The sequence below is a fragment of the Acidithiobacillus sp. HP-2 genome, assembly GCF_015100155.1.
Classification (GTDB): Bacteria; Pseudomonadota; Gammaproteobacteria; order Acidithiobacillales; family Acidithiobacillaceae; genus Acidithiobacillus.
The window spans coordinates 1-22,172 of record NZ_JACKZA010000027.1 but is presented as its reverse complement, the minus strand read 5'-3'; the positions used below and the strand labels follow the sequence as shown (position 1 = coordinate 22,172).

Genomic DNA, 22,172 nt, shown 5'->3' with positions numbered 1-22,172 from the left:
CTCCTTAATCTGATTAAAACTGATATTTATTTGTCTATATAGAGCTAACCGCCATCTCCTTACCGATGAATTAAAAAAATATTGGTACTATTTTTAAATACACACCTGTTCAATACGCCCTGTTTTTTTCCAGCCTGGCCTCATACAGCATGCTCAACGTAATTTTATGCACTTCCAATCGGCTCGCTTCTATGTGTGATCTTAATAGTCGTTGCGCTTCACCGATTCTGCCCCGCTGAATTTGCCCCAGGATCGCCGCATGTTCTTCGTAGGTGGCGTTTACTCTCTGGGCTTTCGTAAAATCCAGACGACGAATAATCCGCAAACGCTCCATCACGTCCTGATGAATGCGGGACATCTCTGCGTTGCCACCGGCCTCGACCAAGCCGGCATGAAATTGTTCATCCTGCAACCAGACGGCTTTGGCATCACTTTCTCGTTCATCGGGTAAACAACACCAAGTGGCCATGAGCATTTTTATGTTCGAGATATTTTCTTTGCGTACCAAGCGTTGTAGCGAAGACTCTTCTAAAAGAATCCGTATTTCATACAGTTGATCAAATTTATCAAAATCGAGCGGGCGTACTTGCCAGCCCACTCTGGGCATAACGCGCACATAGCCTTCCCGTTGCAGCCGGAACAGGGCTTCACGAACCGGTGTGCGACTCACTGCCATCCGCGCGGCAATTTCGTTTTCACTAAAATAATCGCCGGGTAACAGATAAAAATTAAAAAGCTCGTCTTTTAATCGCAGATACGTTTCATCCGCACGATTAGAAGCGATGCCTAACGGTATGGGCGCCTTTTTATTCATGGGTTAGTGCTCCCGGGTATCCAGAATGAGCAATGGCACGCCATAGCTCACGAGCTCCCCGGGTTTACAACAATGTGCGCTGACCACACCGGAACAAGGGGCATGAATGGTGAACTCCATTTTCATGGCTTCCAGAATAACCAGTGGTTCTCCGGCCTGGACGGAACTACCCGGTTCTACCAGGTATTTCCAGACGCTACTGGTCATATCGGCCGGCACAGAGGTTTCAAATTCATCCAGTTCCCGGGTTTGGTCTGGAGAGACCCCGGTCACCTCTTCCATTTGCAGATCCTGTTCGGACCACAGGGTCACCTCTGCTGCAAACGCCTCATCCTGCCGGGACTGAAACTGGGCAATATCCGACGCGTTATCTGCCAGAAATTGCTCATAAGTACCCAAATCAAAAATGGTTTCTTCAAAGTTTATCTGGTAAGTCCCATATCGGAATGCCTCTCTATGCTGGATGAGTTCGTCTTCGCTCACCGGATAGAAGCGCACCTGATCAAAAAACCGGAGTAGCCAGGGTTTGCCCTGGGCAAATTGTGGGTTGCGCAAATAGGTATTCCAGATGGGCAAGGTGCGGCCCACCAGTTGATACCCACCTGGAGAGTCCATGCCATAAATGCACATGTACACGCCGCCTATTCCTACCGTACCTTCCGCCGTAAAGGTGCGTGCCGGATTATATTTGGAAGTCCGCAAACGGTGACGTGGATCAACAGGTACAGCGCAGGGTGCGCCGAGGTAAACATCCCCCAGACCCAGTACCAGATACGAGGCATCATAAATGGTATCCACCACCTCTTGCACCGCATCCAGCCCGTTCATGCGGCGAATGAATTCCACATTGTTGGGCAACCATGGTGCGGTATCGCGTACGGATTGACGATAACGACTGACCGCCTCCAGGGTCGCACTATCTTCAAAAGCCAACGGCAGATGCACGATGCGGCCCGGTACCTGCATACTCTGAATGGATGGCAGGCGATTTTCGGTTTCCTGCAAAACAGCAATCAACTGTGACTGAGGGATGACCTGACTGTCATAACGGATTTGCAGCGAACGTACGCCCGGTGAAAGCTCCTCAATTCCGGGTTCGTTGCGTGCGTTCAGCGCCTCCATCAAGGCATGTACCCGAAAGCGCAGGCGCAAATCCAGCACGTTATCGCCATACTCAAGCAATACATAATGATCACCGGCCTGACGATAAACGACGGCCGGAGATTCTGGCTGTGCCTGATGACGGCCCAGTATCGCCTCCTCAAGCTTACAAGCCGGTGAGTTCATCAGGTGAAATCCCGCTGGCAAAGCCATGGTCTGAATGACACTTTCCTGAAGCTGTTCCAGACGCAGGGCCGTGTCAAAATCCAGGGGAACAAAACGGATACGATCACCCGGTTTGAGTTGGCCCACTTTCCACAGCTCAGCCTTGGCAATGGTGGCGGGACAAACGAAACCGCCCAGACTTGGCCCGTCCTTCCCCAAAATTACCGGCATATCACCGGTAAAATTGATGGCACCAATCGCATATTCCGTATCGTGAATATTGGAAGGATGCAGTCCAGCCTCTCCACCGTCAGATCTGGCCCATGTTGGGCGCGGTCCGATCAGGCGAATGCCGAGACGATTGGAGTTGTAATGCACTTCCCAGTCAGTTGCAAAAAACTGCTGGATGAATTCCGGCTGAAAAAAATCTGGTGCTCCATGCGGACCATACAACACCCCAATAGTCCAGTGGCCTGTGAAGCTTGGGATCAATTCTGCCGGAATCGAAGCCGCCGGAGCTGCAGTGGCTGTCGGTACGCCGAGGGGCAGCTCATCACCACTGCGGATGGGTCTGCCACCATGACCACCAAACTGGCCCAAGGCAAAGGTGCTCCGGCTGCCGAGATAGGCAGGCACGTCAAACCCACCTGTCACCGCCAGGTAAGCACGACAACCCGCCGTCATGCGTCCCATATCCAGAATTTGTCCGGCGCGCACGGTAATGCTCTGCCAGGATTTTATGGCCTGGCCATCCAGGGTGGCGTTCAGATCCGCACCGGTCAACGCGATCTGCGTCTCTGCATGAAACCGGATTTTTGCCCCTACCAGCGTGCATTCCAAGCCAGCAGCATCTGCCGGATTGCCTAACAGACGGTTCGCCAAGGCGAAAGCATAATCATCCATGGGACCGGAGGGCGGTACCCCAATATGCCAGTACCCGACCCGGCCGGGGATATCCTGAATGGTACTGTAAGTACCGCCGTCCATTATTTCCGCTACTCGAGGATGAAAAGTAAAGGTACTCAGCGCGGTGGTCGATAATTGCGCGTCGACCAACAAGGGCGCCCGCGATATTTGCCGCAAATAATCCAGATTGCTGACAATGCCGGCGATCCGTGTTTGTGTCAGGGCATTTTGCAACTTGGCTACGGCCTCTTGCCGGTCCTGACCATGCACAATGATTTTGGCAATCATCGGGTCATAGAAACTGGAAATTTCAGAACCGCTTTCTACATAGCTATCGACACGGATATCTTCCGGAAAAACCACTTCGGTTAATGTGCCGGGAGACGGCTGAAAATCCTTGAGGGGATCTTCCGCATAGAGGCGGGCTTCAATGGCTACCCCTTGGGCCTTGGGACGGTGAGCCAATACCGGCGGATCTCCTGCGGCTGTCTGGAGCATCCATTCGATCAAGTCTATCCCGGTCACCATTTCGGTAATGGGATGTTCCACTTGTAAGCGGGTATTCACCTCCAGAAAGTAGAACGCATCCCGTTCCGCTTCGTACATAAACTCCACGGTACCCGCGCTGCGGTAGGCGACGCTTTGCCCTAAACGCTCGGCTGCGGCAAATAAGGCGGCACGTGTTGCAGCAGGCAAATCTGGCGCAGGCGTTTCTTCTATGACTTTCTGATTGCGACGTTGCAATGAACAATCACGATCACCCAAGGCCAACACTTTGCCCAGTCCATCGCCAAAAATCTGCACTTCTACGTGGCGTGCCTGCGCTACAAATCGCTCTAAAAATACCCCGGAATTGGCAAAGAAATTTTGTCCCAGTCGCTGCACAGATTCAAAAGCCTGGCGCAGTGACGCCTCATCCGCGCAACGCGTCAAACCAATCCCCCCGCCTCCGGCGGTACTTTTCAGCATGACGGGGTAGGTAATGCGTTCTGCTTCCTGGCAGGCCTGTTCTATATCGCGCAGCAATTCCGTGCCCGGTGCCAGAGGTACCCCTGCCTTGATGGCGATTTCGCGGGCGGTATGCTTGAGGCCAAACTGACGAATCTGCTGCGGTGTCGGCCCCACAAAAGCGATGCCCGCCTGTTCACAGCTTTCGGCAAACGCCGCATTTTCACTCAGGAATCCGTAGCCGGGAATGATCGCTTCCGCACCTGTACGTAACGCAATATTGAGAATGCGATCAGCCTGGAGATAGCTTTCTGCGGGCGTATTACCGCCCAAACCCACAGCGGTATCCGCGTCCAGCACATGGCGGGCGTGTCGGTCGGCTTCGGAATACACCGCGACACTGGCAATACCCAGTTTGCGCAGGGTTCGTTGTATGCGTACGGCAATCTCACCCCGATTGGCGATCAGCACCTTTCGAAACAGGTCAGCCATGGTCAGGCTCTTTGTTGTTTGCAGGGAGGGAACTGAGATATGCCCGCCAGCCACCCAGATGAGTGATGTCTTTTGCATCGTTCTGGGCGATGCCTTCACAGATGAACCCCTTCACGCGGCGTCCATCGCGAAGGGTAATGGTCCCGATTCCCAGAGGCGCCGGGATTCCGCGCATGAACTGCCCGAGTCCCGTGTCGTTCAGGGACCATAACTCCACTTCGATCCCCGCCTCTCTGACAGCCTGATCGCAACGCATCAGTCCCGGTTTGGGCGGAACGCTGTCTTTCAGGGCAAACAGACGATAATTGGCTGCGGTATAGGTGCTCTCCAGAAAAGTGGCTCCCAGACTGAGCAATTGGTGATTGAGCGGTTGGCCGCGCAGATGGGCACCCACGACGGCCACAGTAATGGCGCCGTCCTGGGCTGTTGCTGGCACCATCAACTCACTGACGGGGGCGGGAATATCCGAGATACCCAGTTTCCAGGGCATGAGGTCCTGCCACTGCCTGGCAAAAGCCAGCAACGCTTCATCCTGAAAGGCCGGAGCGATGAGGGTAATGCCGAAAGGTAAGCCATCGGCACGGAATCCAGCCGGAAGCGCCAGTGCGCACAAATCTGCGAGATTCACGAAATTGGTATAGCGACCCAGCTGCGCATTTTTCCCGACGGGACCGGCTTCCACCTCGGCAATCGTCGGGAAGGCCGGCGTTGTCGGGACCAGCAGCGCATCGACTTGCGCAAAAATAGCCGCTATTTTGCGCAGCAGTCCCTGGCGTTGATACTGGGCCTTGAAAGTATCTACAGCACTAAATTGCGCCCCTCCCCGAATAATGCCCTCGACAACAGGATTGGCGACGCCTGGATGCTGGTCAATAAAGTCGCCCACCGCCACCGTGCGCTCCGCGACCCAGGGTCCTGAATAGAGCAGCGAGGCCAGTTCATACAGCGGGCTGAAATCCAGTGGCACCAGCTGCAGCCCAGCCGCACGCGCTTTTCCCAACGCAACCTGCCAGGCATCGGCCTGAAGCTGATCTCCATGCCACTCGCTTTGGTCGGGGATCCCAAAAACCTGGGGGGAGACTGCAGAAGAAGCGGGCGTTGGTCGAGACCAGATATCATTGGCATCATACCCGGTGGCGGTATGAAGAACTGCTGTAGCATCGTCAATCGTCATTGCAAGAATACTGACGCAATCCAGAGAAGCACATGCCGGTACCACACCCCGGGTACTCAGCCGCCCTCGGGTAGGTTTAAGCCCGATGAGATTATTAAAACCCGCCGGGACACGCCCTGACCCTGCCGTGTCTGTCCCCAAGGCGAAAGCAACATAGCCTTTGGCGACAGCAACCGCAGAACCGGAGCTGGAGCCACCGGAGACATACTCGGGATTAAAGGCATTGGCGACTGGCCCCCAGGGTGAGCGGGTACCCACCAACCCCGTCGCAAACTGATCCAGATTGGTTTTACCGATAACAATGGCACCGGCGGCGCGCAAGCGCTCAATGACGCCCGCATCCGCTGATGCCGTATAAGTAAACTCGCGGCAGGCCGCAGTGGTGGGCCAGGCTGCAACATCAATGTTGTCTTTGACCGCAAAGGGGACGCCCCTTAATGGCGCATCGACCGGCAAAGTGGCAATCCTTGCCAGTTCAGTTTCAAGCACTTCTGGACTAATCAAGCTGATCCAGACGGACTCAGAAGCATCCAGGCCCGCAACATGTTGCTTGAGCTGCTCGACACCTGACTGAAAATCAGCACGAAAAAGATCACGCCATGCTGAGAGGGTAATATAGGATTGATTAAGGTTTCGCATCTGGTGCTCCGTCTGGTATACAAGAGCTCATCAGCAATGACTGTGCCAGATGCGTAGATTGTGGGGAATTCAAGTAAAAGGCATAATCTCAGACCAATTAACATATTGAATTTATGAATATTTTCTATTTTAAATAAAAATCAAAGTTACAACGGAGATAAAAATCGACAATAGAAGGATTGAATTCTTTGCACCATCGATATGCGCTGCGCACGCTTATGGTGCATCCTCAGTACGGCATGAGGTCAGGAGAAAAAAATTATTTTAATAAAAATACTGAAGTTTAGACATCTATGAACCTCTCCGGTTTTGCAAGATGCCGTAAATATTGGTTGGGATCGACTGCAAACATGTATCCGGCCTGTTAGTGGGCTATTGCCCTGGCCCCAATGGGTAATCCGCGCATCCAGTCCTCATCATTCAGGCAGCTTCAACAGCAGCTAATGTGTGAATACTCCACCGGCTAAAAGCCGGTGGCTTCAGGTTACGGCTGAAAGCCGGATCAGTCGGCACTGAGGCCGACGGCTGTCGCTACACGACATGAAAGTCATCGTCTGGATCTGGTGGGGTTTGATTCTTGATGTACTCCTGCCAAACCTCATCTGTTACATTCCCACTACTCGCGACCCAATAGCCTCGCCCCCACAAATGTTGGCCCCAGTATCTCTTGCGTAACTTCGCATACTCCGTCAGCAACCGATGCGAGCTCTTCCCTTTCAAATACTGTACCGCCTTGGATACCGATAGATTCGGTGGTATCCCTATCAATAGATGTACATGGTCCCTATTAATCGACCCCGCATAAATCACCATTTCCTTACTACGCGCTATCTCTCGCAGCAATTCCCGACATCGTAGCCCTACATCCCCGGCCAATACCTGATATCGGTACTTCGTCGTCCAGACTAGGTGATACTTACAATCCCAAACCGTGTGACTACCACTTTTATAAGATTCCATAGCTGGGTTATACCACCGAACTTATCCGCCGCCTAAAGGCGGGGGGTTTACGGATCCCCTATCGGGGACTTATCCTAAAAACCGCAGTTTCCCCTGCTGAAATGACCTTATCCATCTGATAGGATGAGGTTTTTCCTGATGATGGAGGTTCACCCGATGGGTGAAGCAGAAAAACACCCGCAGAAGGCTATTCCGGCGGCGGTGCAGACCATGATAGATGGCATGGATGCCTCCCCCTACAGGACCGGCAGCGGGGCGCTTCAGAAAGGAGTCCCCGCTTGATCCGGACGGCATCAAGGTGCCAAGGTGGAAATTTATCCACGGTAAGGACAAGGAGGACTCGTCATGCAGGTTACAACTTATGGACTGGATTTGGCAAAAAGGGTCATGCAGCTGCACTGGGTAGACATGGAGACCGGTGAGATTCATCGCAAACAGATGAAGCGTCGGGCACTTCTGGAGTTTTTCGCCAATCGGCAACCGGGCATCGTGGCCATGGAAGCCTGTGGGAGTGCGCATTATTGGGGCCGGGAATTACGCAAGCTCGGTCATGAGGTCCGTCTGGTAGCAGCACAATTTGTGCGCCCTTTCGTGAAGACCAACAAAAACGATGCAGCGGATGCGGCAGCCATCTGGGAAACCGTACAGCGGCCCGATATGCGCTTTGTGGCGGTCAAGAGTGAAGAGCAGCAATTCGTCCTGTCGCTCCACCGTATCCGGGAGCAACTCATCAAGGTCCGGACGATGCAGGTGAATCAGATCCGGGGCTTGCTCTATGAATTTGGTGCCGATCTGCCGCAAGGTCGGCAGAAGGGCCTGAAAGAAGTGCCGGATGCATTGGCCGATCTGGAAGAATTCCTATCGCCCATGTTCCTGGACACTGTTCGCCAGCAATTAAAACGGCTTGAACAGATGGACAAGGATATTGCGGATATCGAAAAGTGTTTGGCGCTGTGGAAGAAAGATCAGGAAGCGGTGAAGCGATTGATGGCGATTCCCAGCGTGGGACTGCTCACGGCAACCGGCAACATCGCCACCGTAGGCGATATGAAGTCCTTCTGCTATATGACATTAGATCAAATATTTTAGGGAAATGGAATCTCAGTTCATATTTTCCATCCCTTGAATTATTAATTCGGAGAACTTTGCCGCAGCAACAGAAAGACCGCGATTGCGTAGTTGTGCGCATATGATGGGAACAGGATGGAGATCTTGGGCAATGATGGGACGGTAAACGATCGAATTCGGTATTGCGTTTAGTTGGAAACCCGTTGAAAGTACAAAACCAATTTGTTCTGTTTCAGGGAGTAAATCCAGCATAACTTCGTAGGAATTAGTCTCAGCTGCAATTTTGACATTGCGACCGAGGGGCCGTAGGACACCGTCAAGCGTCTCACGAGTCGTCAAACCCTCTGATGGCAAAATGAGTGGATACTGGATCAAATCACTCATACGCAGTCTGGGATATTCCGATAGGGGGTGATCTACATGCATTGCGGCCAGTAGGGGTTGCTTCACGACTGCCAAATCAAAAACGTCGGGATGTTTTGGTGGAGCAATAACAATTGCAAGATCAACATCAAAGTTTAACAGGAGATGCATTGCAATTTCATGTTGAACAATGCTCACAGACAATGAAATGCCTGGATATTGACGGCGATAATTTCGAACAATATCTGGGATAAAATCCGCAACGAGTGCGGGACTTACGGCTATGGCTACCTGCCCTTGCTGCATGCCTCGAAGACGGTCAATCTCAGACTGCACGCGCTGACTTTCGGCTAAGTGGTGGCGGATGTGATTTATGAAAATTTCTCCGGCAGCAGTCAGGTTCATTCCGCGTGCGTGACGCTCGAAAATAGGTGTGCCAAGTTCTTCCTCCAGGTCATGCAAACGCCGATCTAGAGCAGAAGCGGTTACATAGAGTTTTTCAGCAGCCCGCCTCACTGAGCCTTCACGAACAATCGCATCAATGTATTGAAACAGACGGAGATGACGCATCTGAGCACCGTTCGATTAATGGAAACACTTAGCCACGAAAATAACACTTTTTCTTTCGATTGCAAACTGGGACCATATCGGAACACAGATGTCTTGATATTTTTGCGGAATGCAACCTACCACACTGAAAAAATTAAGGAATAGCATTGAAAGATCTTGCTGACAAGTCGCAAACACCGAAGAACACAAAAAAGGTGCAAAGTTCACTACTTATTCGTGGGGCTGCAGCGATCATGACTGGCGGCCAAGGAGCATTGGCAAGGGCTCAAGGGCACGATATCCGAATCAAAAATGGCATTATTAGCGAAATAGGCGATCTTTTTCCCGAAACCGACGAAAAGGTGCTTGATGCTTCTGAATGTGTCGTTTATCCCGCTTGGATAAATACGCATCATCATCTGGCTCAGTCATTGCTGAAGGGGGTTCCAGAGGGAATTAACTGTACGCTTACTCCCTGGCTATCGGCGGTTCCCTTCCGTTTTCGTAATCATTTCGACGAGAATCTGTTGCGTACGGCGGCTAGAGTGGGATTAGTTGAGTTGGCTCTATCTGGGTGTGGGACTGTTGCCGACCACCACTACATGTATTGGCCGGGAATGGATTTTGATGGTGCAGGGATATTATTTGAGGAGGCTGACCGTTTAGGCCTTCGATTTGTCCTCTGTCGTGGTGGGGCAACACAGTCACGTAATTTTGAAAAGAAGAGGTCAGACATAGAAAGCCTCACCGACTATTTGGATGACCTCAGCAGGCTGCAGCGAGATTATCACGATCCCAAACCCGATGCCCGACGACGTGTTGTGGCTGCGCCGACAACCGTGATGTTCTCCATGGATGCAGGAGAACTAAGGGAGACTGCTGCCCATGCACGATCATTGGGTCTGCGCTTGCACTCCCATCTATCTGAAACCGTGATATATCAGGATGCTTCACAGGAAAAAAACCATTGTTCACCAATACAATATGCGGAAAGGATAGGTTGGTTAGGATCAGACGTTTGGTACGCACACCTCGTTAAACTAAGTAAGGAAGAAATAGAGTTGCTTGGTGCTACGCACACGGGAGTCGCACACTGTCCCCAGAGTAATGGACGCTTGGCAAGTGGGATTGCACCAGTGCTCGCATTAAAGAATGCGGGAGTTCCCGTATCTCTAGCAGTAGATGGTGCTGGTTCAAATGAAGCGGCAGATATGCTTCAGGAAGCGCATGCTGCATGGTTGATGGCTCGGGCGAGAGCTGGACAAAAAGCATTACCCCAGTACGCGGGAGGGAGAGGTGAAGAGGGCGCGGATAGTGTCACAGTTGAGGATATAATTCACTGGGGAACAGCAGGTGGTGCTGAAGTATTGGGATTGGGAAACATAGGGTTGCTGGAACCTGGCAAGGAGGCGGATTTAGCAGTTTACAAGTTGGATAAACCGCGAAATTTTGGTATCCACGATTTGTCTATCGCGCCTGTAATTTGTGGTGACGCAACATTGAGGGCGTTGCTGGTTGGTGGAGAAGTGATTGTGGAAAATGGAAAAATACCAGGACTCGATTTAGAGGAGTTGGCGAACTCAGCTAAACTGGGCGTGGATTTATTGAAGAAAAGTACTATCTAGAAGGTGAAATAATTATGAACATATCTAAATCAAAGTTAATTGAACTAAGAAAAGAAGAGGCTATGGGAAGTTGTGAAGGAGTAATATCTGAGAAAAATATACCGGTAATCGACATAAGTAACTTTGATCAGAAAAAAAAAGAAATTACGGAGTTGTTGTGGGAGGCTGGAGTAAATACCGGTTTTTTTCAAATAGAAAATCATGGTATACCATTAAATGATATAGATAATATGTTTATCTATGCAGAAAAATTCTTTGCGCTGCCGAACGAAATTAAAAATGAACTTTATTTAGATAAAAACGCTGGATGGGAAAAGCTTTCACAATTTAGACCATCTACCGGTCGGGCGGATCAAAAAGAAAGTTATCAGATAACCCGCCCCTTGATGCGGAAGAAATGGCCAAGTGAGAATCAAATACCAGGTTTTCGAGAATCGGCATTAAACTTTGAGAAGGCTTGTTGGAAGGTTGGGATGCAAATATTGTCTTGTTTTGAAGAAAAGATAGGATTGCCACAAGGTTTTTTTAGAAAGGCGCATAATCCAGAAGAGGAAACTTATCGGAGTACGCTTCGCTTATTACATTACTTCCCTTCAACTTCCGATAAAAGTAATGGGTGGAGAGCAGGTGCGCATACAGATTTTGACTGTTTAACCTTATTATTTCAACGCGAAGGAGAAGATGGTTTGCAAGTATGCCCAGGAAAGGATATGACTAAAAAAGAATGGATACCTATTCCAGCAGTAAACGGAAGGATTACTTGTAACATTGGTGATATGTTAATGCGTTGGAGCGATGATCAATTGCTTAGTAACTTTCATCGGGTAAAGGCACCTGATGGAATTGCAGCTCCATCTCGATATAGCTTAGCATTTTTTTGTCAGGCAAATAGTGACGTTCTGATTTCTTCCGCTAGCGAGAGGTATGATCCGATCTATGCGGAAGAATATATCACCAAAAGAGTGCAAGCGAACTATAAATTGACGACTTTTGCCCCATAATAGGGCAATAAAGAATTGTTTTTGGTAGTTTAAGTTGGCACGATACGTGCTTGGTTATAGTTATTGGGTTTGTTGAATTTAGATTATTGGCATTTAACAATCATGAGATAAATTTAGGAGAAATATTATGACTGCATTGAATAAAATCAACAAATCTTGGAAAAAAACGATTAAAGCAATATCATTGACAACTGGCATGTTTATTTTATGTCCAGGGCTGGCAATCGCAGACCCAAATGTTGTTTTTGGAACTAACTGGTTCGCAGAAGCGCAGCATGGTGGATATTATGAGGCTGTAGCTACTGGGTTGTATAAAAAGTTCGGATTGAATGTCAAAATAGATATGGGTGGTCCAGAGATTAACGGTGAACAACTTCTTGCTGCAGGGAAGTATCAGTTCTACATGGGGAACGGAGTAGATCAGTTGATTGCGACAGCTCATGGTTTACCACTGGTCACTGTCGCAACAATTTTTCAAAAAAGTCCGACTTGTATCTATGCGCATGAAGATATTACTAAACCACAACAACTTGCTAATCCGAAATACCAGATTTTGGTTTCTTCTAACGAAATTCATACTTGGTGGCCTTGGGCAATCCGGCAGTTTGGCTACCATGAGAATCAACGTGGTGTATATACGGGTAGTGTTGCACCATTTCTTGCGGATAAAAATATAGCCCAGCAGGGATTCTATGGCTCAGAAGATTATATGATTGCAAAAGCAGGTGTGAAGTTTCATACCTATATCCTTGCAGATTATGGCTATCCAGAATATTCAGAAACCATACAAACAACTGAAGAAATGATAAAAAAACATCCCGAGATTGTCAAAAAATTCATCGAAGCAACGATGCTCGGTTGGAAAGAATATTTAAAAAATCCCGCGCCTGGAAATTCACTAATAATGAAAGCAAACCCAAAACAGACACCATCACAATTAGCCTATGGTGTAAAAACAATGAAAGATGGCGGTCTCTTAGTTGGATCATCAGAGGAAAAGGATGGACTTGGTACGATGACGACTGCGCGCTGGAAAAAGATTTTTAACATGGCTGCGGAAAATGGTGATGTTCCTAAGACCATGGATTGGAAAAAAGGGTTTTCTCTCAAGTTTATTAAGGATATTCATGTAGCCATGAAGAATTAATCGATAGTATATGATAATACGAGGAAACAATGGGGAACGTTAATGTGTTAGATTATCCTATCATCGCAATACCTTGTGAACATGAAGACAATGATCATAGGGTGTTTCATGTTGATGGAGAAGTTTTTTCTGACTCCATTAAGATTCCTCTCTCTTTGTCTGGTATCAGTAAAAGCTATGGAAGTCATTTAGTTCTCGATGACATTGATTTAAAAATTCCTGCAGGAAAATCGATCAGTATCATTGGAGCATCTGGATCGGGTAAAAGTACCTTATTGCGTATTATGGCTAACATTGAATTGCCTAGCTCAGGTCAGATTCGTTGGTGGGGCAATGATTCAAGAATTCTCGGATCAACGGATCGTAGACTTGGCATGGTGTTTCAGGATGCCAATCTTCTACCATGGGCAAATGTTTTACAAAATGTGGCATTACCATTACGTTTACAGGGGATTCCAAAAGCTATAGCAATGAAGGCCTCGTTCGAAATTTTAGAGGTCGTTGGTTTGCAGCAAAAAGACAAATTATTCCCACGAGAATTGTCAGGTGGAATGAAAATGCGTGTATCTATAGCGCGTGCAATCGTTACAAAACCAAATCTTTTGTTTATGGACGAACCATTTGGTGCATTGGATGAGATTACGAGGGAACAACTTAATGATGATATGCTCCGAATACGTGAGGAGTTAGGTGTCACCATTGTTCTTGTAACGCATAGCATTCAAGAAGCTGTTTATATGGGTGATATGGTGCTGGTCCTACAGGCTAATCCTGGACGTGTAAGTGAGATCGTCGAATTACCTAAAGTATCTGAATTCTGGAGAAATAGCGATGACTATCGTATCTCTGATGCATATTTTAATAATGTACGCATTGTTTCACAGGCCCTGCGCAAATGGAGTGAAAGATGAATAAAATAAAACTGCTTAAAAGATTCTACCCATCCATTGTTCTAGGCATAATTGTAATTTTTATATGGCAGTTTGGTGTACAACTGCTCAATATTCCGAAGTATCTTTTTCCCACACCATTAGATATAGCTTTTGCTTTAAATTTACATGGAAAAGGCATGCTAATTAATTTATGGGTTACCATAGAAATTGCTTTATGTGGATTTGCCTTGTCAATTTTATTAGGTCTTTTTATTTCTATACTTATGGTTATGAATAAAAAAATTGAACATGCAGTTTTTCCCTATGTAATTATTGTACAAGTAACACCAATTATTGCTTTAGCACCGCTGATAATTCTACTGATTAAAAATACATTCTGGTCTCTTGTTTTTATTTCATTATTAATTTCAATATTCCCTATCGTTTCAAATACAACGCTTGGATTAAAAAGCGTTCCTGAAGGGCTTTTGTCAGTCTTTGGCCTGTATGATGCCTCAAAAACGCAAATTATAGTTCATCTTCGCTTTATGAGCGCCTTACCATATTTTCTTGGGTCACTACGAATTTCCTCAGGATTATCATTAGTTGGTGCTGTTGTAGGTGGATTTGTTGCAGGTAGTACTGGCGCAAACTCAGGTATTGCTTATGATATTTTGCAAGATGGATACAATCTTGAGGTTTCGCAACTTTTTGCATCGGTATTTCTGTTGGCTGTAACTGGTGTTGCCCTTTTTTCTATTTTAAGTGTTATTAACTGGCAAGTGTTACATCGCTGGCATGATAGTTATTCCCTAGATAGGTAATTTATGTCTCAATGCACTACATTGATTGGGCATATAAGTAAACACATAAATTAACCTTTATTAAAACCAGTTATCTAATTTATAAAAGGTCAAGTGGTGATTCGTACATTGGTAATAGAGGAACTACTAATTTGTTGAAATGACAGACGTACTTTCACAGAGTAGAAATACGTGGAATAGTTAAAAATAACACCTGTCAAATGGCTTTTAATAACTTTAGGTGTTTGTCAATATTACAACACGGAGTTTCTAGGTATCTGTGTTCAGTAACTCCATTAAAACACTTTCTCTTTCGTACTTGGTAGCTTTGTAGGTTGTTAAGAGCATACCGTAGCAGGAACTACGTCCGCTAAGTCATAATCAATATCCCCCCTACCTAACTTTTAAAGCAAATCCAGATCGAGTAAGTGCGCCTGATTTCACAATTAAGCTGTTCTGAGTTGATTTGCATCTATAGGTTGCCGGTCACGTTTAAGGTGCCTACCGGCGCCAGAATACTCTTCGTGCATTGCCCAACGTGTGCCATGGTACTTTATGCTCCTGCGTAATATCGTTGATGGTTTTTGGGGAATAACGATCGCATTCAATGCCACATTGCCCTTAACGGCACTACGTAAACTTTCTGATTAGCCGTCCATATCTTGTCCTTCTTACCAGGAAAACGATGAAAATTAATGTTTTAAATCTGGTTCCACTATACAACTTAAAGTGTTGAGTTTTTATTGATTGATAGCACTATAAATTGCACTATACACACGAAGTAAAATCGGTGACTATCTAATTAATTTAAACGATCATCGTTGATTCATGACTCTCAAAGCTTGATAGTTTCAAATAGGATTCGTTTAATGCTTGTTAGAAACTGAATGGGAAAATGGTAGGTGTGATATGTATTGATGGAATGACTTAATTAATAACTAAATTTGCTGAGAGTGTGCACAGCAAAAATTTCGATGGTTGATATGTCCATTTGGGGGAGAGCAATAGTGAAGTCAGAGTAAACGCCATTATGTGCTTATCAATTTGAATTTACACGTAGTTTATTGTTTCAAGTATTTATTGATTAAAAGTTATTAAGGAGAAACCCAATGTCAACATTTAAAAAGCTTATTCTGCTAGGATCTTTTTGTGGAGTGTGCAGTACTCCGTTATGTGGTGAGGCTTCCGTTCCCCAGTGGTTGCAAGACTCTACAGTAAAGGGTTTTGTTTCTATGTATGATTGGACATCTATTAACCACTATTTCTCACCTTACGATCAATACACAATGAGTGTCGGCGGTGGTTTGTTTTTAGGCACCCCACGATATAAGGGTTTTAGCCTGGCTATTGAACCCATGGGGCAAAGCGGTCTTGGAACGCATGCCTCAAATCCAAATTTGGTTTCACCAACCTTGGGCCCATCATTTTCCACCCTTGGTCAAGCCTATGTACAATACAAAAAATATGGCATTAATGCCAAGGTAGGCGATGTTGAATTAAATGATACACCTTGGGACGGATCTGACGTCGGATATAGAATATTACCAATAACATATCAAGGTGTTAGCTTTGATTATACCATTGGTCATGGTTTGAAATTCTATTTTGCGAGAATGTATAAATGGAGATATTTTAATCAAGAAAGCTATAATAGAGAGACCGCCTATTCAATATACCTGCCTGATGACCAAAAAAAATCTGATGGGTTGCTTAATGTTGGTTTGAAATATAAGGGATTTGTTCCGGGAATTAATTTTGTGAAAACGAATAGTGAGTTATGGTTTTATAATTATTACCAATACAATCGGTTGTATATGTTGCAAAGCGTCAACACTATCGGAAAAGGACCATACAAAGGTATTGTTGGTTATCAGTTTATGCATGCAGGTAAAAGTTCAGGCTTCTTAGGAAACGTTAATTCTCAATTATATGGAGCTGAATTAGGTGCAAAGAGTAGTTTTGGAAAGGTAGTTTTGGCGTACGATTATCTGCCAGCCCATCCTAACAGCTTTAACTATGGTGGACTGGCTACTCCTTATGACACAATAACGGATTCAGGACCGATTTTTGCTCAGCCGGTGATGACTAGTACTCAGGATTTAGGGTCTGGTACGGCAGCAGGAATAAAGGTAGATTACTATGGAATTAAAAATCTATTTACCCAAGTGCGTTTTACCCATTTGCACATGAGAACCACTCCGATTTTCGAAAACTATAATGAATACAATTTAATTTTATCGTATAGTTTCAGCGGTGTTAAAGGGTTGAACTTAACAGATATTGCTTCGTATGCTAATGAGCACCCATCAAGCAATCCTAACTTTTATCAGAATAGATTGATGCTAGTCTATAATTTCTAGTGTATAAATAATGTGGCTCTAATTTGGAGTTTTAATTTTCGTGGGGATTCCATGATTTTCGAATTATATATTTTGATACCAAGGTTTCCCTACGCTAAATTAGACTTGATATAGGTTGAGTTTTAGCAGTCAGTTGAGTTTGCTATTTTAGGAGGCGATTCGTGAGTTCCTTGCCCATTGTTCGGCGAATAAAAGACACGACTCTCCCCATAATAAACGTTAAAGGTTTATCTTCATCTAGGTTTGATGATCGTAAAATGGTGGGCGTTGCGATTCGAGCTGCGTGTACTGAAAATGGTTTTTTCTATTGTTCCGGCCACGGTATACCTCTGGATCTAATTGATTCTGTTATGACGCAAACTAGAGCGCTATTCGACCAGCCCATTGAAGCTAAGATGAAGCTTGAAATGTCGGTCGACTCGAATAGTAATCGTGGATATGAAAGATTTGGAGGCCAAACATTAGAGGCGGGCACCTTGCCGGACAGTAAAGAAGGTTATTACATTGGTCGTGAACTTCCTGAGGACGATAAACCAGTGAAAGCTGGGCGCTTTTATGGCCCCAACGTTTGGCCGGAGAATTTGCCCCTCTTTAAAAATATCATGTGTAACTACTATCAAGCCATGGTTGAATTATCTGAATTGGTCTTGAATGGGATTGCGCTTTCACTTGACCTTCCTGAAGACTACTTTGATAGTTATATGCGGGAACCGCTTACGACACTACGTCTGCTTCATTATCCACCTAAGCCTACAGATGAGGCAGCCAACCAAAAAGGCGCGGGGGAACACACAGATTGGGGTGCTCTTACTTTCCTACTACAAGATGCTGTAGCTGGCCTGCAAGTCTATGATGATAGGGGTGGAGATTGGATACTGGCTGAGCCACTTCCAGGTACGCTCGTCGTTAATATTGGTGATGCACTTGCTCATTGGACTAATGATCTTTATAAATCCACGAAGCACCGAGTTTATAATCTATCCGGTCGCGAGCGCTATTCTGTCCCATTCTTCTATTCCGGTAATCCAGATTATGTAGTTAAGTGCATTCCCACCTGTCTGGCTTCTGGTGAGACCCCGAGGTATGCGCCTATTACCGTTGAGGATCATCTGGTGAATATGTACAAAAAGACCTATGGCTGATCAAACGTTACTAATTCATGGTGCCTGGCAGGGGAGTTGGTGCTGGATTCTGCTTCAGCCGTTGTTAAGAAGAGCTGGGATTCGCTCAACAGCGATCGATTTGCCAGGCAATGGAACTGACGCCACCCCAGCTCAATTAGTAAACATTGATCTCTACGTTGATCATATCGGCGAGCATCTTGATGGTATAAAAGGGAGGGTTTCGATTGTAGGGCATTCTGGCGGGGGTGTAGTCGCGACGGCCATCGCAGAGCGATTTCCTGATAGAATTTCCCGTATTGTTTACATCGCGGGAATGATGCTACCGGCTGGCGTGTCCTTCCGCGACGTTCAAAACGAATTTTCTGGACCTAATTCGGAACCATTCGGGATTACTAGCCACCTCATCTGGTCTTCTGACCGTCTGACAAATTTCGCTCCCCAGGGGAAGGCGTTAGAGACCTTTTATCATGACTGCGCCCCGAACATTGCCGAATGGGCAGTAAATCGACTAACCCCACAGCCAGTAGGTGGCTACACATTAGTCGCTTACCCAACGCCCGAAAGATTTGGTAGGATTCCGCGGCTATATATCGAAGCAAGACATGACCGCTCAGTACTCATTAAAGCTCAGCAATACATGCAACAGTTAGTTCCCGGTGCGGAAGTTGCCTCCCTTGATGTTGGTCATGTGCCGCAACTATCCTCACCTGAAAAGTTAGCCGGCATACTTATTCCTTTTCTGACCAGAGGCATGCCTTGAGACCAAAGGGTAGCTCGAAAAACAAGTTTTAAGGGCTAATATTCGCTCATAAACTCATGGGTAAGGTGGCCAGATTAAAACGGCGGTTGAAGCGATAAGTCACGGTGGAGAGATAACGTTGCGCATATTTCCGAAACTTAAAGGCATGATAAGCACCGGAAAGACTCGTTTTGAGATTGCCCAGCACGGTGTTGACCCAACCGAACTGAGGCAAATCCTTCGGTTTGCGACCACCAGAGACAATTACCGCATGCCCCCGTCCCGCATCGGCTATTCCATTGAAGCAAGGGAGACCATCGGTCAGGACCTGACATTTTTTATCCAGCGTCGTGCGCGCCCAGTCTGCTATGGTGAGACCAGTAAATCCTTTAATGACGGTGAAGCGTGCGTAGATAGGATGCTCCTGTTCATCGACCGAAACTGCTGCGACAAAGGGCACCTTGTTTTCGGAGCCGCGTCCCGGCTTGCCGCCGGATCGTTCCCCGCCCAGGTAGGCATCATCGGCTTGTACAGACCCCTGCAGCGTATAGAGGGCTTCGCTTTCCAGCATGGATTGCATGAGCTTGTGATGGATACGCCAGGCTGTGGGGTAACTTTCGCCGAGCTGGCGACTCAGCGCCAATGCGGACATCCCGGTTTTCGCCTGGCTGATCATGTAAACCGCCATAAACCAGAGGGTCAAAGGCAAACGCGTTCCCTGAAAGAGGGTTCCGGCAATCAACGAAGTCTGATGGCGACAATGGCTGCACTGAAAGGTCTTGCGCGAGCCGCCTTTCAGAACAGAATGGCGGGTACCTTCACACTGGGGGCAATGAAATCCGTCTGGCCAACGCGCCGATTCCAGTGCCGTTGCGCACTGTTCCTCGGTGCCAAAACGTTGCAGAAAATCAGGGAGAGACAAGCCTTTCTGAAACTGCACGCGGTTCATCGCCATGGGACACCTCACTGTCATAAGAATCAGTGGATTATACCAGGTGGAAATGTGGGTTTTAAATATAACTCAAATTATGTGCCGGGTTTTTCTACATCATTTATTTGGGAATATTGAACTATGATAAGTTATCTTTTATTTTATTTACTAATTAGGCGTTGTCCGCTGAATGAATAACTATTCTAAAAATTTAAATAAAGTTATCTATAGAGCATCTATTGTCAATCCTATAAATTCATCAAGGTGCTCTTTTTACAAGGATGGTGGGTTGTTAATTGATAACGGCGTTATAGAAGATGTTAATTGCTTTGATAATGTTCTAAAGAATGCTAGTCCAGATGTGCCTGTTATTGAACTAAACGGTGTAATAACACCTGGTTTTGTTGACGTGCATCTTCACTGGGTTCAATATAAAGTAAGAGGGTTGTATTCTGGCGAGCTTCTTACTTGGCTTAGGGAATCCATTTGGCCAGAAGAATCGCATTATGTTGATGTTGAGCTAGCTACCTCAGCTGCTAGGAATTTTTACGATGATTTATTGCGTGCTGGTACTGTTATGGGCTTAAGTTATTCTAGTCCTCATGCGCATGCAACTCAGATTGCAATTGATCTAATGCGTGGCGATTGGGTTGTCGGCAATGTCTTAATGGGCAACAATGCGCCAAATTATCTTACTGATTTTAGTTTGCACGATTCTGATACTTTAAAAGCGTTTATGTCAAATATTGATCTTCGTCATTATGCCGTGACTCCTAGATTTGCTCCAAATCTAAGTCAATTTCAGCTAAAGGCACTTGGTGAGATTGCTATTGATAGTGGAGTCATTATACAGACTCATTTGGCAGAGTCTCGCGAAGAAGTTGAATGGGTGAGGAAATTATTTCCGGAAGCTGATAATTATACTGATGTTTATGATCGTGCAGGGCTGCTTGGGCGAAAAACCGTGCTTGGTCACTGCATTGAAATGTCAGATTCGGAGTGGCGGTGTTTAGCCGAACGGGGATGCTGGGTTGCACATTGTCCTACGAGCAATGAAGCATTAGGTAATCGACGTATGCCTCTTGAAAAATTGCGTGAATACAACATTGCGTATGCCTTAGCTACGGATATTGGTGCGGGTCCCAGTCATAGTATGTTACATGTTCTCCAACGTTTTTTAGCTTTGCATAGGGATGCTGGCGTCAGCATAGATCACGAGGATGCGCTTTATCGTGCAACATTAGCCGGAGCTGAAGCGATGGGGAGGGGCTTGATAGCAGGCAATCTTTGCGCTGGGAAACGGGCCGATTTTATTTTATTACCTGGGATGGGGCCCAGGGACCATTGGGCAGGATGGCTAGAGGATTGTATTTCAGGTTCGATGTCTGAACTTGAGACTCGTCCACTGGGTACCTGGTTGAGAGGTAAAAAAGTTTTATAACATAACCTTTACATATTATTTGTCCTGATTAGCACGATGTTTAAGCTGTACTTTCATACAGTAACCTATCCTGATATAATCCACTGATTCTTATGACAGTGAGGTGTCCCATGGCGATGAACCGCGTCCAGTTTCAGAAAGGCTTGGCTCTCCCCGATTTTCTGCAGCGTTTTGGCACCGAGGAACAGTGCGGTACGCCCTTGGAATCGGCGCGTTGGCCAGACCGATTTCATTGCCCCCGGTGTGAAGGTACTCGCCATTCTGTTCTGAAAGGCGGCTCGCACAAGACCTTTCAGTGCAGCCATTGTCGCCATCAGACTTCGTTGATTTCCGGAACCCTTTTTCAAGGAACGCGTTTGCCTTTGACCCTTTGGTTTCTGGCGATTTACCTGATCAGCCAGGCGAAAACCAGGTTGTCCGCTTTGGCGCTGAGTGGCCAACTCAGCGTGAGTTTCAAAGTGCTGACTGTCACGGACGCTGGCCGTATCCGTCACCCATTTCCGGATGAGTTTGTGTTTGTGGTCCACACAGACAGAGAGCTTGTACCCATGGCTGCTTTTCCCATGCTTCTTCATCCAGGTCGTCTCCAGATCATACTGGCGACGTTTTCGCAGGGCTCCAGTCAGCAGGTATGGCCTTTTCTCTGATCTGTTCTTTGTCTTCCCGGGTAAAATGCTGCTTGAGTGTAAGCGTTCAGCGAACCCACCCTTGCGGATCGGCGCCAATCAGGCTAATGCAGATTTTTTCCAGTTCCACGGTAAGAGTTCGTGGAGTTTTTTGTTGGGCCAGGTCGGGAGCTTTTCGAGGACATCACAGAGGTACGCGAAGGGCTCGATACCGTTAAGCTTGCACGTTTCGATGATGCTGTAGAAGGACGCGGCCCGTTCACCACCAGCGTCGTTGCCCACGAACAAGAAATTCTTGCGACCAATGGCCACGCCCCGCAGCGC

The 22,172-nt window shown here is 46.8% G+C and carries 17 protein-coding genes and 2 pseudogenes; 12 read left to right on the top strand and 7 right to left on the bottom strand.

The window, feature by feature from the left end:
- Positions 1–109: 109 nt before the first annotated feature.
- From H7F11_RS15390 to tnpA, 4 genes are all read right to left on the bottom strand, one after another.
- On the bottom strand, positions 110–814 hold the full coding sequence (locus tag H7F11_RS15390; protein ID WP_193651429.1) for a GntR family transcriptional regulator: 705 nt from the start codon (positions 812–814) through the stop codon (positions 110–112).
- 3 nt (positions 815–817) lie between these two features.
- Positions 818–4,426 (bottom strand): urea carboxylase, encoded by a 3,609-nt coding sequence (uca, locus tag H7F11_RS15385; protein ID WP_227485566.1) that lies wholly within the window; start codon positions 4,424–4,426, stop codon positions 818–820.
- Entirely contained in the window at positions 4,419–6,239 is a 1,821-nt protein-coding gene (atzF, locus tag H7F11_RS15380) for an allophanate hydrolase (RefSeq protein WP_193651428.1), read from the bottom strand. The genes uca and atzF overlap by 8 nt, the downstream gene beginning before the upstream one ends.
- Positions 6,240–6,770: 531 nt before the next feature.
- The gene (gene tnpA, locus H7F11_RS17335; protein ID WP_193651427.1) at positions 6,771–7,199 is read right to left on the bottom strand and encodes an IS200/IS605 family transposase; all 429 of its coding nucleotides are present in this window, start codon (positions 7,197–7,199) and stop codon (positions 6,771–6,773) included.
- A 156-nt stretch (positions 7,200–7,355) separates the two neighbouring features.
- Here tnpA and H7F11_RS17040 point away from each other — a divergent pair, with 156 nt between their 5' ends.
- Together H7F11_RS17040 and H7F11_RS15370 are read left to right on the top strand one after the other, a co-directional pair.
- The gene (locus tag H7F11_RS17040; RefSeq protein ID WP_264318916.1) at positions 7,356–7,481 is read left to right on the top strand and encodes a hypothetical protein; all 126 of its coding nucleotides are present in this window, start codon (positions 7,356–7,358) and stop codon (positions 7,479–7,481) included.
- 63 nt (positions 7,482–7,544) lie between these two features.
- A pseudogene (locus H7F11_RS15370) lies at positions 7,545–8,258 on the top strand (IS110 family transposase); the annotation flags it as partial.
- 42 nt (positions 8,259–8,300) lie between these two features.
- Here the strand turns inward: H7F11_RS15370 and H7F11_RS15365 are convergent.
- Positions 8,301–9,200 carry a LysR family transcriptional regulator gene (locus H7F11_RS15365; RefSeq protein ID WP_193650155.1) on the bottom strand — a complete coding sequence of 300 codons (900 nt, stop codon included), beginning with the start codon at positions 9,198–9,200 and terminating at the stop codon, positions 8,301–8,303.
- A 146-nt stretch (positions 9,201–9,346) separates the two neighbouring features.
- Between H7F11_RS15365 and H7F11_RS15360 the strand changes: the two genes are divergently transcribed.
- From H7F11_RS15360 to H7F11_RS15325, 8 genes are all read left to right on the top strand, one after another.
- The gene (locus H7F11_RS15360; RefSeq protein WP_227485565.1) at positions 9,347–10,804 is read left to right on the top strand and encodes an amidohydrolase family protein; all 1,458 of its coding nucleotides are present in this window, start codon (positions 9,347–9,349) and stop codon (positions 10,802–10,804) included.
- Positions 10,805–10,818: 14 nt separating this feature from the next.
- Positions 10,819–11,805 carry an isopenicillin N synthase family dioxygenase gene (locus H7F11_RS15355; protein ID WP_193650156.1) on the top strand — a complete coding sequence of 329 codons (987 nt, stop codon included), beginning with the start codon at positions 10,819–10,821 and terminating at the stop codon, positions 11,803–11,805.
- Positions 11,806–11,932: 127 nt separating this feature from the next.
- Entirely contained in the window at positions 11,933–12,952 is a 1,020-nt protein-coding gene (locus tag H7F11_RS15350) for an ABC transporter substrate-binding protein (protein WP_193650157.1), read from the top strand.
- A gap of 44 nt (positions 12,953–12,996) precedes the next feature.
- The gene (locus H7F11_RS15345) at positions 12,997–13,863 is read left to right on the top strand and encodes an ABC transporter ATP-binding protein (protein ID WP_193650158.1); all 867 of its coding nucleotides are present in this window, start codon (positions 12,997–12,999) and stop codon (positions 13,861–13,863) included.
- The gene (locus H7F11_RS15340) at positions 13,860–14,648 is read left to right on the top strand and encodes an ABC transporter permease (RefSeq protein ID WP_193650159.1); all 789 of its coding nucleotides are present in this window, start codon (positions 13,860–13,862) and stop codon (positions 14,646–14,648) included. The genes H7F11_RS15345 and H7F11_RS15340 overlap by 4 nt, the downstream gene beginning before the upstream one ends.
- 1,088 nt (positions 14,649–15,736) lie before the next feature.
- Complete coding sequence (locus H7F11_RS15335; protein WP_193650160.1) at positions 15,737–16,987, top strand: hypothetical protein; 1,251 nt, start codon at positions 15,737–15,739, stop codon at positions 16,985–16,987.
- Positions 16,988–17,148: 161 nt separating this feature from the next.
- The gene (locus H7F11_RS15330) at positions 17,149–18,129 is read left to right on the top strand and encodes an isopenicillin N synthase family dioxygenase (protein WP_319803345.1); all 981 of its coding nucleotides are present in this window, start codon (positions 17,149–17,151) and stop codon (positions 18,127–18,129) included.
- A complete protein-coding gene (locus H7F11_RS15325; RefSeq protein ID WP_193650161.1) occupies positions 18,122–18,871 on the top strand; it encodes an alpha/beta fold hydrolase in 750 nt (249 codons plus the stop codon). Before H7F11_RS15330 ends, H7F11_RS15325 begins: the two co-directional genes overlap by 8 nt.
- 46 nt (positions 18,872–18,917) lie before the next feature.
- On the opposite strand, the gene H7F11_RS15320 is transcribed toward H7F11_RS15325, so the two are convergent.
- Positions 18,918–19,805, bottom strand: coding sequence for an IS1595 family transposase (locus tag H7F11_RS15320; protein ID WP_193650162.1), 888 nt, complete (start codon positions 19,803–19,805; stop codon positions 18,918–18,920).
- 166 nt (positions 19,806–19,971) lie between these two features.
- Between H7F11_RS15320 and H7F11_RS15315 the strand changes: the two genes are divergently transcribed.
- Together H7F11_RS15315 and H7F11_RS15310 are read left to right on the top strand one after the other, a co-directional pair.
- A complete protein-coding gene (locus tag H7F11_RS15315) occupies positions 19,972–21,222 on the top strand; it encodes an amidohydrolase family protein (protein ID WP_193650163.1) in 1,251 nt (416 codons plus the stop codon).
- A 110-nt stretch (positions 21,223–21,332) separates the two neighbouring features.
- Positions 21,333–21,677: pseudogene (locus tag H7F11_RS15310) on the top strand (transposase); the annotation flags it as partial.
- A 270-nt stretch (positions 21,678–21,947) separates the two neighbouring features.
- Here the strand turns inward: H7F11_RS15310 and H7F11_RS15305 are convergent.
- Positions 21,948–22,172 (bottom strand): IS66 family transposase (locus tag H7F11_RS15305; protein WP_009567468.1); only part of this gene is annotated, 225 nt, incomplete at its 5' end.

Excerpts from the sequence above, each read along its gene's own strand:
- H7F11_RS15390 (WP_193651429.1), bottom strand. The coding sequence starts at position 814 with ATGAATAAAAAGGCGCCCATACCGTTAGGCATCGCTTCTAATCGTGCG.
- uca (WP_227485566.1), bottom strand. The coding sequence starts at position 4,426 with ATGGCTGACCTGTTTCGAAAGGTGCTGATCGCCAATCGGGGTGAGATT.
- atzF (WP_193651428.1), bottom strand. The coding sequence starts at position 6,239 with ATGCGAAACCTTAATCAATCCTATATTACCCTCTCAGCATGGCGTGAT.
- tnpA (WP_193651427.1), bottom strand. The coding sequence starts at position 7,199 with ATGGAATCTTATAAAAGTGGTAGTCACACGGTTTGGGATTGTAAGTAT.
- H7F11_RS17040 (WP_264318916.1), top strand. The coding sequence starts at position 7,356 with ATGGGTGAAGCAGAAAAACACCCGCAGAAGGCTATTCCGGCGGCGGTG.
- H7F11_RS15365 (WP_193650155.1), bottom strand. The coding sequence starts at position 9,200 with ATGCGTCATCTCCGTCTGTTTCAATACATTGATGCGATTGTTCGTGAA.
- H7F11_RS15355 (WP_193650156.1), top strand. The coding sequence starts at position 10,819 with ATGAACATATCTAAATCAAAGTTAATTGAACTAAGAAAAGAAGAGGCT.
- H7F11_RS15350 (WP_193650157.1), top strand. The coding sequence starts at position 11,933 with ATGACTGCATTGAATAAAATCAACAAATCTTGGAAAAAAACGATTAAA.
- H7F11_RS15340 (WP_193650159.1), top strand. The coding sequence starts at position 13,860 with ATGAATAAAATAAAACTGCTTAAAAGATTCTACCCATCCATTGTTCTA.
- H7F11_RS15335 (WP_193650160.1), top strand. The coding sequence starts at position 15,737 with ATGTCAACATTTAAAAAGCTTATTCTGCTAGGATCTTTTTGTGGAGTG.
- H7F11_RS15325 (WP_193650161.1), top strand. The coding sequence starts at position 18,122 with ATGGCTGATCAAACGTTACTAATTCATGGTGCCTGGCAGGGGAGTTGG.
- H7F11_RS15320 (WP_193650162.1), bottom strand. The coding sequence starts at position 19,805 with ATGGCGATGAACCGCGTGCAGTTTCAGAAAGGCTTGTCTCTCCCTGAT.
- H7F11_RS15315 (WP_193650163.1), top strand. The coding sequence starts at position 19,972 with ATGAATAACTATTCTAAAAATTTAAATAAAGTTATCTATAGAGCATCT.